13 protein-coding genes and 1 pseudogene are annotated in these 13,370 nt (G+C 48.2%); 10 read left to right on the top strand and 4 right to left on the bottom strand.

The window, feature by feature from the left end; genetic code table 11:
* Window positions 1-33 precede the first annotated feature (33 nt).
* The 3 genes from L3069_RS23305 to L3069_RS23295 all read left to right on the top strand — a co-directional run bounded on the left by L3069_RS23305 (window position 34) and on the right by L3069_RS23295 (window position 2,824).
* On the top strand, window positions 34-609 hold the full coding sequence (locus L3069_RS23305; RefSeq protein WP_020996162.1) for a TerD family protein: 576 nt from the start codon (window positions 34-36) through the stop codon (window positions 607-609).
* Window positions 610-1,036: 427 nt separating this feature from the next.
* A complete protein-coding gene (locus tag L3069_RS23300; RefSeq protein ID WP_236901920.1) occupies window positions 1,037-2,278 on the top strand; it encodes a VWA domain-containing protein in 1,242 nt (413 codons plus the stop codon).
* Between the two features lie 90 nt (window positions 2,279-2,368).
* Window positions 2,369-2,824, top strand: a complete 456-nt coding sequence (locus tag L3069_RS23295) for a hypothetical protein (RefSeq protein ID WP_000374058.1) — start codon at window positions 2,369-2,371, stop codon at window positions 2,822-2,824.
* 240 nt (window positions 2,825-3,064) lie between these two features.
* On the opposite strand, the gene L3069_RS23290 is transcribed toward L3069_RS23295, so the two are convergent.
* Both L3069_RS23290 and L3069_RS23285 read right to left on the bottom strand, forming a co-directional pair.
* A complete protein-coding gene (locus tag L3069_RS23290) occupies window positions 3,065-3,256 on the bottom strand; it encodes a hypothetical protein (RefSeq protein ID WP_000398479.1) in 192 nt (63 codons plus the stop codon).
* Window positions 3,257-3,347: 91 nt separating this feature from the next.
* Window positions 3,348-3,689 carry a hypothetical protein gene (locus L3069_RS23285; RefSeq protein ID WP_001151572.1) on the bottom strand — a complete coding sequence of 114 codons (342 nt, stop codon included), beginning with the start codon at window positions 3,687-3,689 and terminating at the stop codon, window positions 3,348-3,350.
* Between the two features lie 625 nt (window positions 3,690-4,314).
* On the opposite strand from L3069_RS23285, the pseudogene L3069_RS23280 reads away from it, so the two are divergent.
* Both L3069_RS23280 and L3069_RS23275 read left to right on the top strand, forming a co-directional pair.
* A pseudogene (locus L3069_RS23280) lies at window positions 4,315-4,535 on the top strand (type I restriction-modification system subunit M N-terminal domain-containing protein); the annotation flags it as partial.
* Window positions 4,536-4,675: 140 nt separating this feature from the next.
* Window positions 4,676-4,930, top strand: a complete 255-nt coding sequence (locus L3069_RS23275) for a hypothetical protein (protein WP_000880375.1) — start codon at window positions 4,676-4,678, stop codon at window positions 4,928-4,930.
* Between the two features lie 2 nt (window positions 4,931-4,932).
* Here the strand turns inward: L3069_RS23275 and L3069_RS23270 are convergent, their stop codons facing one another.
* A complete protein-coding gene (locus L3069_RS23270; protein ID WP_000166877.1) occupies window positions 4,933-6,972 on the bottom strand; it encodes an ATP-dependent helicase in 2,040 nt (679 codons plus the stop codon).
* On the bottom strand, window positions 6,969-7,955 hold the full coding sequence (locus L3069_RS23265; RefSeq protein WP_000211823.1) for a hypothetical protein: 987 nt from the start codon (window positions 7,953-7,955) through the stop codon (window positions 6,969-6,971). The genes L3069_RS23270 and L3069_RS23265 overlap by 4 nt, the downstream gene beginning before the upstream one ends.
* A 920-nt stretch (window positions 7,956-8,875) precedes the next feature.
* On the opposite strand from L3069_RS23265, the gene L3069_RS23260 reads away from it, so the two are divergent.
* The 5 genes from L3069_RS23260 (at window position 8,876) to L3069_RS23240 (ending at window position 13,370) form a co-directional block, all read left to right on the top strand.
* A complete protein-coding gene (locus L3069_RS23260) occupies window positions 8,876-9,268 on the top strand; it encodes a hypothetical protein (RefSeq protein ID WP_000341066.1) in 393 nt (130 codons plus the stop codon).
* Window positions 9,269-9,926: 658 nt separating this feature from the next.
* Window positions 9,927-10,583 carry a trypsin-like serine protease gene (locus tag L3069_RS23255; protein ID WP_000462754.1) on the top strand — a complete coding sequence of 219 codons (657 nt, stop codon included), beginning with the start codon at window positions 9,927-9,929 and terminating at the stop codon, window positions 10,581-10,583.
* Window positions 10,584-10,785: 202 nt separating this feature from the next.
* On the top strand, window positions 10,786-11,283 hold the full coding sequence (locus L3069_RS23250; RefSeq protein WP_000340139.1) for a membrane protein: 498 nt from the start codon (window positions 10,786-10,788) through the stop codon (window positions 11,281-11,283).
* Between the two features lie 4 nt (window positions 11,284-11,287).
* On the top strand, window positions 11,288-12,676 hold the full coding sequence (locus tag L3069_RS23245) for a hypothetical protein (protein WP_012695445.1): 1,389 nt from the start codon (window positions 11,288-11,290) through the stop codon (window positions 12,674-12,676).
* A 400-nt stretch (window positions 12,677-13,076) separates the two neighbouring features.
* On the top strand, window positions 13,077-13,370 hold the full coding sequence (locus tag L3069_RS23240; protein WP_012477377.1) for a helix-turn-helix transcriptional regulator: 294 nt from the start codon (window positions 13,077-13,079) through the stop codon (window positions 13,368-13,370).

The following is a 13,370-nucleotide window of genomic DNA, read 5'->3' as shown; positions in this document are numbered from 1 at the left end:
TCAGCCTCATTCAACTGTTTGCAGGAGCTAAAAATGGCAGTTTCTCTCGTAAAAGGCGGCAACGTATCTCTGACCAAAGAAGCACCAACCATGAATGTCGCTATGGTTGGTCTGGGCTGGGATGCCCGTGTAACCGATGGTCAGGGTTTTGACCTTGACGCTTCCGTATTCGCAGTAGGTGAAGACGGTAAAGTGCTGTCAGATGCCCATTTCATTTTCTTCAATAATAAAACCAGCCCTGATGGCGCAGTAGAGCACCAGGGCGACAACCGTACTGGTGAAGGCGACGGCGACGATGAGCAGGTCAAAATTGATCTGACCAAAGTCTCAGCAGACATCAAAAAACTGGTGTTTGCCGTTACCATCTATGATGCAGAAGCGCGTAAACAAAACTTCGGCATGGTGAGCAACAGCTTCATGCGCGTTTACAACAACGACAACGGCACGGAAATTGCCCGTTTCGATCTGTCTGAAGACGCCTCAACTGAAACCGCAATGGTCTTCGGTGAACTGTATCGCCATGGCGCTGAGTGGAAGTTTAAAGCTGTCGGCCAGGGTTTTGCCGGTGGCCTGTCAGCGCTTGCTTCCCAGCACGGCGTCAATGTCTAAAAGACGCTGAGTCTGACCCCGGCAATGCCGGGGTTTTTTTTGGGTAACGATCCGCTATCAGCTGTTGAATCTGAGAAAGGGGGCCGGGCGTTTTCAGAAAGCAGAGTAATGTTAATTCTGGCGTGAACCTTTTTGCAGGACCCGGGTTTATCTATGGTTGCTGGTTAAGCCAGTATTCCGTGCCTTATATCAACAGCATGCCCCTCGGATATATGTTACTTTTGCGATTTATGAAGGAACGGGATCTGGAACATAAGATACCCGGGCAATGAAAATTCAAATTCAACAGGTATAGAAACTTCAGCGTGATGAAATATGGTGTCACACCATATTTACGCCTCACCGAATATCCAGCGTCCTGAACTAAGCCTGGGGAACATATATAAACGCTGCGCTTTAAAAATAATCAAAAATCAGGAGAGTTAATATGAATCTACAATCCGGACAAAACATACCCCTTCAGCAATCTGCTATCAGGCTGAATCTTCAGTACCCTGCCAAATTCGGCTTTAAAGGCGAACCCGATACCTGCCTGTTCTTGCTTAATGCTCAGGGAAAGGTCAGTGGCGATTCTGACTTTATCTTTTATAATAATTTGTCTTCTCCTGAGGGGGCTGTCAAGCTCGTTACCGGTTCGCAGCAGTCCAGCATTGATATAGCACTGGATCGTGTTCCGGCGAACGTCAGTAAAATTGCGATCACCGTTGTCATTGATGGTGAAGATACCATCAGTGGGCTCAGTTCGTTGAGCATGCAGGCTCAAGGAATCGCTGAGTTCCAGGCTGAGACTCAGGGCCGCAGTGAGAAAGCAATTATCCTGGGTGAAGTATATCGGCACAATGGCGCCTGGAAGCTTCGTGCGCTCGGGCAGGGTTTCAACGGTGGTCTTGAGCCTCTGGCCATTAGCTATGGCGTTGATGTCGCACAGCCAGCTCCGCAGCCAGCAAAGCCTGCTCGTATCAGTCTGGAAAAGAAACTGGAAACCAGATCTCCGCGCCTTGTAAGCCTCGCTAAAAAAGCCTCGGTCAGTCTTACTAAAAATAAACTGGACACCCTTGAGGCAGCGGTTGCATTTGTACTTGACGCATCCGGCTCAATGAGTGGCCAGTTCAGTAAGGGTAACGTTCAGTCTGTGCTGGACCGCATCGCCGTTCTTGCCGCCCAGTTCGACGACGACGGTGAAATGGATGTCTGGGGATTTGGAGAGAAGCATAAGAAGTATCCAAACGTCACACTGGACAACCTGGACACATATATTCAGTCCATTCGCGGGGCTGGAAAGCGTTCAGCCTGGGAGAACCTGCCGGGCCTCGGAGGGACAAACAACGAGCCTCCTGTGATGGAAGAAATAGTCGACTACTTTAAGGACTCGAAAATCCCGGTGTATGTTGTATTTATTACCGATGGCGGGATCAGCAAGACCCGGGCGATTAAAGATGCAATCCGGCGTTCTGCCAACTACCCCATCTTCTGGAAGTTTGTCGGCCTGGGTGGTTCAAGCTACGGTATCCTCAAAAATCTGGATGACTTTACTGACCGCCGGGTTGATAACACCCACTTCTTTGCCATGGATGATTTCGGTTCGATTAGCGATGAAAAGTTATATGATAATCTACTGGAAGAATTCAGACCGTGGATCGATGAAACAAAAAGGTTAGGCATCCTTTAATACGCACAGTTTGAGCTTGGTTGAATGAGCTCTACAGCAGCTTAATACTGTAGAGCCTTTGTTCATTGGAAATCGTACAGGGAGGCGCATATGGACCGCATCAAGTACCTGAAATGGATAGCTGAAGAATCACCAAGTACGGCTCAGCAGCTGGTGGCCTGGTTAAACAGAGCAAGGCACTATACGCCCGACATGAAAGAGCATCAGGCAGGTGTACAGATTCAAGAAAAGGGGATTGTTGTAGGGCTTAGACAAAGTACTAATCGTTATCATGGAGATTGTCTGACCATACATGTGGTACGGCTTCCGGAAGAAATACAAAACAAGGGATGGTTTAAGTCTTTTCTGAAGCTTTGCTGTGAATCGAATCCCTGGTGCGATGTTGTAATAGAAGACGTGAAAAACCCATATTTATTAAGCTTTTGTAAGAAACTAAACTTTACTGTATTAGATGAATTTTACCCGAATACTTACATAGTAAACACAGATGCCATTATGAGTTTACCTATCCCACCCTTAGGGAGATACGAAACCTATCTTTATTAAACCTGCGAACCTTTACCGGTTGCGTGGGGAGCGGATGGACTTCGGCTAAAGAAAAATCACATCGTCTATTTTGACCAGAAAAAGCTAATCTGCTTGATGTAATGCAGAAACGCATTACATTAATATCTTCTCCCAACAATCACCTGAACAATTCCCTGATTGCTTTTCACCTCATACCAGTGCTGGCTCATAGTTAGTCCTTAAGCAAATTTGTTATCGGAATAAAGAACGAAGCCAGCCTCATCGAGGCGCATAACCTTCTTCCCTTAACGCCTGTTGTAATTTTTCAATTGCGCTTTTCATTACCCAGGCTTCTTCGTCACTCACAGCACAGCCACGAAGATCGCTCCAGCTCAGACGTTTAACTAATTGAGCAAGGGCCATAGTTTCATTCTCATCAAGCTGCAAACTCAGTGTCTCAATACCTTCCACTATCTAACCTCCCTTATACTGAAAAATGGCGCTTTATTTCTGACCAGATGCCGAAGCCTTGAATGCGGCCGGAACTGCCGTTGTTTCTACTTTACAGAAATGGAATTAAAAAGTGGTGGTGCTGGGCACGTTTCTTTTCCAGTCGGGGTTTAAGCCAGAGCCGAAACTCATTCAACTTCTCAGCAGCCAAAACCGCTTCAACGGGGAAAACTTTATATTTACCCTGCTGCTGAGGTTCACCCAACCATCGCCTGATGGCTCCGTCAGTCCATAAACGAGTCTCTTTGAGCCTGGTTACAGTGACCCATTTCCTGGACCATTCATCAAATTGTCGCTGGCGATCCCGATAACGTTGTTCTTCCTGCTGACGAAGCCAGTCACGATCAACAGCGAATTTTCGGTATCCAACAAAGAGCCCTTGTACTTTGGCCATGACAACATTCCGGTTTGCTTAGAACTGTTCAGACAGACATGTCAGGGATAAAGCTGAAGAAAAAGGTACAACGAAGAATAACCAAGACATAGGCCTGCCGGGTAAGTGGTGCGGTGCACAGGACTGTCGGAAAGTACGCTCAGAGAGGGTCGTTTAAGCATGATGCACCACCGCCAGCCAGCCTTAATAATGGTAATGTACCACTGGGTTACCAGACAGACCAGTAACGCATCAAACATAAAACTGTTTTTTAAAAAACGTCAGGAACGTAGCCTGACCTTTTAACCAGTGGTGTAAAAAACATACAGATTGCTCTGAGGTATGAGGTTCAGCAACTAGCCTTGTCGACGCAGAAACATTAAGTAATCAATAGCAGCTATCGCAAACAATGGTGAAAACCACCACGTGCTTTTCAACAAGCCAAGCGGCAGAAAGAGTACAGTTGCCATCGAATAAACAAAAACACGAACCATACCATCTGTAATAAACATAGGCTATTTGCAATCTGAGGTTGGATTGTAGATTTTAGTTAGAAATGGATCAAAGTCCGTTTTGTGCAAAACTTGGTTGACAACCCTCTTTTGGAAGATGTGCCGTTTCGTGCAAAAGTTGGTTGGAGGCCAAGATGGCAGAGTTCGTAGGTTCGGCTGCTTCGCAAGCTGATTTCATTTGGAAGAACGCGGAAGACCTGTGGGGGGGGATTTCAAGCATACCGACTTCGGCAAGATCATTTTGCCGTTTACTCTGCTGCGTCGATTGGAGTGCGCACTGGAGTCTACACGGGAAGCATCGCTCGATAGCCAACCAGCCACGATTGAGTTCTTAGAAGCAGAGTTCAGTGTTGATTTCGATGCGCTGCTATCTTGACCGCCAATCAGACCCGCATGGTTCAGGTTTGTGTATGAGAGTCCCCAAATGGCTGTAGTTCTAACCAAAGCCTTGATTGAAGCCGGCCGCGCCGGAAATAGTGGGTACAGAAAAGGCAGTTGCTTGCGCTGGGCGTAAGTTACCCGCCGAAAAGCGGCTGGATCGAACGACTGATCGGCACTGAGGTATCTGACGAGCAGTACGAACGCTTTCTGGGGCACAGCACGAGCAAGCAGGCTGAACAGATCCTACGCGGAGAGCAGCCAGCCAAGGGGCTTCAGTATGCAAAGCGAGCGAAGAAGCTCGCTTCTGAAAGAAAAGCCACAATTGATCTGGATAACGAGCACCTGTCTGAAATCGAAAAGTATCGGTAGCCCTAGACTTTTAGCCGCTGAAGATCTCTTAGATACCATTGGTGAAACTTGCTGAAGTCAGCCTTCTGTTTCTCTACCGTGCTGTTATAGATCGCATCACTGGTAACCGCACAAGCAGTCCAGCCAGCCTCATAGACGAAGCGAGTAGCTATCGGTGACTTCTTCGGGGTGCTATCCCAGCGGTTTTTGAGCCACCGCGCAAGCCCTTCATCAAGAGGGACCACCAGATTTAGCTGCTGTTTTGTGCGAGTGATACCGACATAAAACAGCCGACGTTCCTCCTCGATTTCCTCTTCGGCCGGAGGGGTGTTCATCGATGTGCGAACGCTGTAAACATCATCGGGTTTGCCGCCAGGAAATTCCTGCTCATTCAGCCCGATCAGTATTACGTTATCCCACTCCAGCCCCTTGGAACCATGCAGTGTGGAAAGGATGAAGGGATCGCAGTCAGTAGCAGCCTCGCCTGGATTCAAGATAAGGTTTAAAAACGTGCGGGAATCGATCTTACTGGAGTCAAGTAGCTCCCCGATCCTCACGACCCCTCGTTGCTGGTCGTTCGATCCAGTGCGAGTTACACCCTCAGAGCCAACACTATCAATGAAACCCTCCATACTCAGGCGTCGTAACACATCGATAGCAGGCGTTTCCTCTCCGTCTTTCTGGCAGATAGTGGCGAGCCTGCCCAGCCGATCTTTTTGGTATTGTGCGCCCTCGAATAACTGACCTAGAGCAGACCATAGGTCGGCGTGCGGAGCCATCAATCCACTGAGCGCCGCTTTGAATTGCCCTTTCTGCCATCTAAAACCAGCCTCCTTCAGAAAGCCGTAAACAATCGCTTGTTTGTTGGGATGGTTTTCCAGTAGCCGCAGATCGCCGTACACAGACAGCAAGACGCCAACTACCAGTATCCCGATTTCGGTGCGGGTGTGTAATGCGCTTGAACCATTGAGGTAGCGATAAGGTAGCCCACACAGGCGTAAAGCAATTTCCGCCTCAGCAAGGTTCGCCTTAGTGCGGGACAATATGGCTTGTGTTCCACTGCTCACCGAGAGGTTTGATAGCACCTTGGATAGGCAGTTATCAAAGTGCAATCTGACCTCTGTTTTGGGGGTGCTAGGATGACTGACACAAAGCTTGGTCAGCTTTGTAGAGTTGCGCCGAATTACCGAGTTAGCCATCAAGGAAAGCTCATGGCCAAATCTGAACGTGCATGACAGTTGAAACACCTTCGTATTCGGGTAGTGCCTTTCAAACAGTCCGCCGATAAAGTCTGGTCGAGCACCACGCCACTCATAAATACACTGGTTAACATCACCAACAGCCATAACCGACGTATCCGACTTAGATAGCAAGCGGGTCATGTCATGCTGTATCAGGTTAACGTCCTGATATTCATCAACAATGATGTGCTTGAAGTGGGCACCAAGGCTGCTGTCATTACGCAACAGTGCGACAGCCTCAATCAAACAGTCATCAAAGGTTCGCAGACTGTTTTCCTCCAGCAGCTCACAATAGCGGCCATAGGCGTGAATAAACTCCCGTTTGATGTTGCTGAACGTTGGATCATTGGCAGCATCAACAGGAGTTACGGCCGCCGCCCGGCAGCGAGCAATAAACAGCTCGAAGTTTTCAATTTCATTGGGGTCAATATAATTCGCCTCATGGTCAAAGCCATAGCGGTAGGCTTGCTTTACCAGTTGCTCATAGCGGTAGTCGCTTGGAGTAATGAGGTCTTTCTTCTTGATTATCTGTTGGCGTTCTCCGTAACCAACAATCTTTAAGGCCAAGCTGTGGAACGTGCGGATTTCTGGAATCACGCTCGACATCAGTGCCGTCTTCAAGTTCTCCGTGAAGCTCACCTGCGCCGACTTGTTGTACATCAGGATCAGAATGGAGCGAGGATCAGTTCCCGTCTTGACCAGCCGCTCAACGCGCTTTACAAGTGTGGTTGTTTTCCCGCTACCAGGTACGGCTTTTACCAACGCATGTCCGGTGTCATGGCTGACAATACTTTTCTGCTCCCAAGTCAGTCTTTTGGTCATGCCTTAACCTTGTAATTGGCGCACTGACGGGCCTCGGTGTAGGGAACGATCTTTGCCTTACTGTGACATTGCAGATAGCCATCCTCCCATCGGCCTGCTTGCTCGCACATAATGCAGTTGGGAAATAGTGAATGAGGATCGGCGTGACGGATAAAAGCTCGTAAGTTATCAGCCAGCTCAGCGGCCCCTAACGATCTAGGCCATGTGTTCACGTCAGAATTGATTGTTAAATCCACTTCAGCGAGCGGCATCGTTTGTTCGTTGAGTCGGCCGGAACCACTTAAACTCCAGACAGACATATCCACGTTACCTACTGAGCAGACGCCGCTACAGGTGTCCACAGATTGAAACGGGGGAAGCCAGTTGAATACTCTCAGGATCTTCTCCTTGATCGAGTAGGCCCCGGTAAGCAACATCTGAATATCAGAGGCAGATTGGACCTTAAACTCAAGAATCGGGATACCGGCTTCGATCTTGTCTTGAGAGCAGGGGTGTGTGACACAAATCTCTACGTAGCAACGCCTTTCGCCAGTCGTATCATACAACATCACGTCTGGTCGCAGCCCTGTGACCTTATCGTGTTTTTCCAGCTCTGCCTGATCGAAAAATTGAGTCAAGTTGTAGCGTGCAGGCACGGATTTTACGCACTGACGTGCTTCGTCTCTAACCAAGGCTAAACGAGAACCATTACAGGCAACCCGGCGCTCCAGCTCAAGGCTAATAGGCATTTCACGGCTGAGAGCTTGTTGGTAGCGATAGAAGAATGCTTCTTTGCCGCACTTGTGAAGATAGGTTTCAAGGGCACAGCATTCTTCCGAATGGCGAAAGTGCTTAGCGTTGAACTCGCCCATTACCGGGGTCAGGGGGCTCTTACAACCTGGGCAGGTGTAAGTATGTGAGCGCAGGGCAGCGCCAATGTGCGTGAGGGTGCCCTCGCCGTCTAGCGCGTAAGCGTATTGTATTGAGCTGGATTGAGTTGTCATGACTGCGTATCCTCCCAAAAAAATCCAGCTAAGAACAGACCTTACGGCAGGCAAATGGTAAGTAGTGCTTCTTGAAGCAGTCGAGTGTACAGCGGCTCAGTGAAAAAGCTAATCGCCCGCTCAACAACCTAGTGATACTGGTGCAGATTCGACAATGAGTTAATGCCCGGAGAGCATCTGCAAGACTTCTAGCTGGAAGGCATTCCAACCAGCCCTCGCTTCTGAAAAGCCGTCAGGAAACGGTAAAATCCAACCAAGTGAGCAACTTCACTTGATCAAAGATCTAAGGCTAGAATGATGGAATTCCAACCTTAGTTTGCAAATAGCCTAAACATATAACTTCCTCTGAGGATTTAAAAGAATTCTCAGATGTCTTGAAAGCTACTTTTTAAACTTTCTCATTCTGAGAAGCATATTTAATTTTGCTGCGTCTGCTCGTGCTGCTGCTACAGAAAGGGCTTTATGCAGTGAAACTACCACGACAAACAAACAGAACATCGACCAGAATCCATCCATTTCGTTTACCTAATCGTTGAGGTTTTTATTCGGGATATCTGGCTAAATAGGACTACACAGATACCCAGTTAAACCCCCCGCTTACATAACACTCCGGTTCCTCACCAGACGTTTTATTCTATCGCGGTCTGTGGTTATCAGAAGCTGCATAAACCGGTTATTTAGTCCGTTACGCGAAAATTATTGAGGATCCGGGCTGTTAAACTGTTCTTCCTCTTTCGCTTCCGGAGAAAAGGGGAGGTGTCACCCTGCGGCCGGGTAGTGAAAGGGATTTGACGTAATTCAGGCGAAGGGCGAACAAGACCGCAAAGGACGCCCGGGCGACCGGATACCTGCCGGGTTGTGCGAAGTAAAAACCGGAAGCAGTGATAACACAAACAGGCCCCTACAGCGTAAGGATTGTGATGGACGATAAAGAGCAATTTACGAATCTTGTGGCAAAGCATGCCTCCGGACTCACCGAAGAGCAGCTGGCCGGTTACGATGCCTGTTCCCTGGATGGTGAATGCGTCACGCCTTCATACGAGGTTTTCCGGGGGTATCGTACCCGCCATACCCTGGATGAATTTCTGGAGATGGCCATATCGCTGAATGCCATCCACCCGGATGAATATTTAACGGATATGCTGCTTAAGCCTCATGAGGTGATCGGCGCTCTGGCCGATGAAGGCGACCAGCTGAACAACGCCACCCCGGTTTATTTCTTCCCGGATACCGGCGTCTATGCAGCGGCCGTCAGTGAAACCCGGGTGCTCGATGCCTGGCTTTGCTGGCCATGCTACCCGGCGAACTGGTAACGCGGCCGTTGGAATTGCACCGGCAGGATACGAATTTAACCGACCCCGTGGCGGGAAGGTTATCACAATTGCATGTCCTCATCCCTCAAGCCCCCTGCCAGGCCCTAACGTGCTGTCAGGCTTCGCCTGATTCCCGATCTGCGCCGGTACTTCAGCCGATAACTTTTTGTTTTCTTTTTATTTTCTCCCCATTTCCTCAAAGTTCGCGGGCGGCGTGGACAGGGCACCATTGCCGCATGTGGGGTCTTAATAAGGGCAGGGTGGTCAGGTTTGCTCGATGCCGGGGGTAGGCCCTACCCTTTATGGGATGAGGACATGCAATTCACTAAATTAATCGACAGCACCGGTGGTGACTTATCTGTAACGGGTCAGTTTTGATACGGGGAATGTTTCAGGGTTAAGATCTGGAATCATAAAAATATACGCTCCCGTTCAGGACATACGACTTGAAATGGATAATGCCATTAAAGGAATTCCAGCCTTTCGTCGATAACAGTTTCTGACCATCGCCATAACCATGTCATGGAGGAGACTAACCGTGTTTCAGAGGTGAGCTGGTGCCTGGCAAAACATACAAACTCAAATATCAGGAAGCGAGTTTAGTTGTTTATAACATGCAGCCGTGTAACTGATTAGGTACCGGCAAAAGGAGGAAATAATGTTTGAAAACTACGTTTGTAAAATCTATGTAAGCAATGATCCTCATTTTAGTAGCCATCTCGAAGCAACTGCGTTTGGTTTCGATAATGGTCAGCAGCAAAAGATTCTCACCGCAGCCCATGTTGTTACCAATGCTCTTGGAAAAATTTATCCCGTCAGCAATACACTTAAACTTTACGTCAAATTTCTTAACCATCAAGGACTGGTGAACGAAGAGCCTGTTCTAGTCGATTTCATTCTCAATGAGGCTAATGACAGGGCAGACTTTAAAGACGGCATTCCGTTTGTTGACAGTGCAGAAATCGTATTACCAGCTGGAATACAACAGCCTGTAAGTAGTTACTTTAAGGTCCTGGCTCCCGCAGCTGGCATGGGTACATTGGGTGTCGGATATCCAATGAATGAGACAACAATTTCGACATTCCCTGGTGAAGTTTCAGGCATTTGGCCTTTAAATTGCTCAAATCATTCTCCCCAACATCTCACAACTCGCTTTGTAATAGCACATTTCAACACCGATGGTTGCTCTGGTGGACCCTATGTCGTCTCCGAGAATGACGAGCATTTTGTCATTGGAAGTCTGGTTGGAATAATGTCTGGAACCTGCCCAGATTCAAATCCACACATGTCTGTTCAGTCCGCTACTGATTTTTAGCAAAGTCAGTTCCAAAATGACGCTGGCACGATAGTTATTTTGGGTCTGCCCGATATGGCGTCTGCCCTTACTAACAGCAACAGCATTGAAACTGACAAACATGAACTCGAAAGTGCCACAATAGTAAGTCATGATTTCTTCATCACTTTTATGGTGCTCTTTTTCACCTATCACACAGCAAGTTATGAATACGAGGCCTGTAATGGACGCTACCGAAACTGAAGAGCTCGAAAAAATTCGCAAGAAGGCAATGGATGAAGTTACAAGTGCTCTTCAGGCGCTTGAAAATAAGTTCCCGGGTATTACTGAGGGCGCAGCAGCTTTGGCGGGGTCAGGCGTAGGCGCAGCGGCTTCCTTCGGTGCTCTCTATACGCTTGGTACAACGGGAGTGTCAGCAGCAGGCATAACCTCCGGGCTCGCTACAGCAGGGTCTATCGTCGGTGGCGGTATGGTTGCAGGCATTGCGGTATTGGCCGCACCTGTAGCTGTGTTAGGGATTGGCGGGTACGCGATAGTGAAACACAAAAAAAATGCGAAACTGACAGCCGCCCTTAGTCAGGCCATCCAAAAGCTCTACGAAGTTCAGGAAAGGTTGATGTCGAATGCGGAATATTTTAAGGCAGAAATTGCTGGCATCAAGGCAACAATCGACATGCTTACTAAGAAAGCTCCAAAAGGTAGCCTGGTCGCGGTGAGGTAAACACATGAGTCAGTCTCCTTATGATGATGAGTTCAGGGCCATCCGTTATATTCAGCTCCGTGGTCAGGATATCGCGAACGCTCACGAGACAATTAACAGTGATATAGAGAGCCTTAAGGCACAGTTGACCGGGCTAATCAGCGGCACTGAACTTGATGAAGCGGAGCATCTGGCGCTTAAAGAACATCATCTGCGAGAAATGACCCCTTCAGATACTGCCATGCATTCTACTGGTCTCAAGACTATATATAGCGAGGCTAACCAGCGTGTATGCGGTGATATTGGACTGGCCACAATACTCTCCACGGATGACTTGGCTGTTGTAGATGCCCGGATCCAGAATCATATTAAAGAATTTAATGATCGCTACGCACTCGACGCCTGGGATTATGCTATTGCCTGCGGATGCGGGCTCATAGCATCCATGCTGGATTTACTTTGCGTCAGAGCCCCGCCAAAACCTACGGTGAGCTTTACGGCAGAAGTGGATGGTATTTTCAATAAACAGGTGCAGAAAGCCTTCAATGCCATTTTGCCGGAGGACCTGAGTACAAAACTCTCAGATTTGTTCCCTATAGGGGCACCAGACAGTTCGATCAGCAGCGATTTAGTGGGTGCGGCCGGTGGCGTTTTGTCTCCCACAAATCACCGCTTAAGAGCTTTGTCACACGATCCCGTACTGGGCATTATTTTCGGTATAAAGGATATGCTGAACGGGACCTGTACGGTGGTTCAGAATGGACAGATCGTGGTTTATCCTTCCAGTAAAGGCGTTACAGACGAAACCAATATTTTCAGGCTCATCGCCAGAATGTTTGGACACCTGGCATCGGATGTTAATGCCCCCTCAGCAAAAGGAAACCGTGGCATGGGGTTACCGGCTCCTTTTATGGGGCTACTTCGTATGCTTGAGGGGATCCCTGTGGGGAGTTCTAACTTCGGCAAACAAATAGAGTACATGTATGTCAACGGGTATGACTTTCGTCAGTTTATCGTGACAAGTATTCCGATGAGCATAATGGAAGTTTTGATGCGGGTTTTCTATGTGGCGAAACAGGTATCGCTGGGAAAAGGAGCTTTTGGGGAGACCTTACTGGATACCATGCCGTTGCGGCTAAATCCACGCTTCCGGATGATGCTTGCCCTGGGTTATGGAACTTCCAGTGCTGTTAACGCAGGTAAAATGTATATCACCGGCAATATTCTCAATGCGAATTACGCCTCCTGGATGGGGTTGGCCTGGAATGGTTTTCACTCACTCAAGTGGTCCCTTTATCAGCGACACTTAAAGCTTTGGGCCGGTATTGAAAAGGCAGAACTGGAACGGCTTCAGAACAATATAGACAGCATCGAGGCATTGACCATCATAGCAGGAAACTTGCCAGTCAAGTAACATTCACCGGAGCACCTCCGGAACCCCATAGCCCACCAGCTGCTAAAAATGTCTGCCTTTGCTTTTAATACTCTCTCTGCCTCCTCCCCGAGGCAGAGAGTAGCTCGTAGTTATTTATACAGCTCACAACAGGGCCATAAGATACTCCGCTTCTCGTTTACCGATGATCCTGATCTGTCAGCTCTCTTACCGGATGCTGTACGAGCGTAACGGCTTATTATTGATAGTTCTCTCATATCAAACCTCATAAAGATTTATGCTGCCACTTAGTAACAGCCTAAAGGTTGTACTCTCTATTTAACAGCTTTTAGGCTGTTAATTTGATATTACAGCTTTTAGGGTGTATGTTTAGAAAACAGCGTACAAGGTGTATCAGAGGAACTACTGAGGCCAGCTTATGATCAATAATGATTACCCGTTAAACACGCTCAACCAGTTGCGTCCCTTGCTCATTGGTTTTCGCAAGGCGAATGGCCTGACGCAAAAAGACCTGTCCGAAAGGTTAGGGGTCACTCAACAGACATACTCACGTCTGGAAGCCAACCCTGCCAGTGCGAGCATTGAACGGCTATTCAAGGTGTTTTCTATCCTGGGCGTAAAAATCAGCTTCTCCTCGACAACCGCCTCTTCAGAGGGGAAGCAGACGGAAGAAATGCTTAAATCAAACTCACCTGCACGACAGGAGAAATGGTAA

Source organism: Enterobacter cloacae complex sp. ECL411, assembly GCF_021869665.1.
GTDB classification, from domain to species: domain Bacteria; phylum Pseudomonadota; class Gammaproteobacteria; order Enterobacterales; family Enterobacteriaceae; genus Enterobacter; species Enterobacter intestinihominis.
The sequence above is the reverse complement of the archived record's forward strand: the minus strand, read 5'-3'. Positions and strand labels throughout refer to the sequence as shown.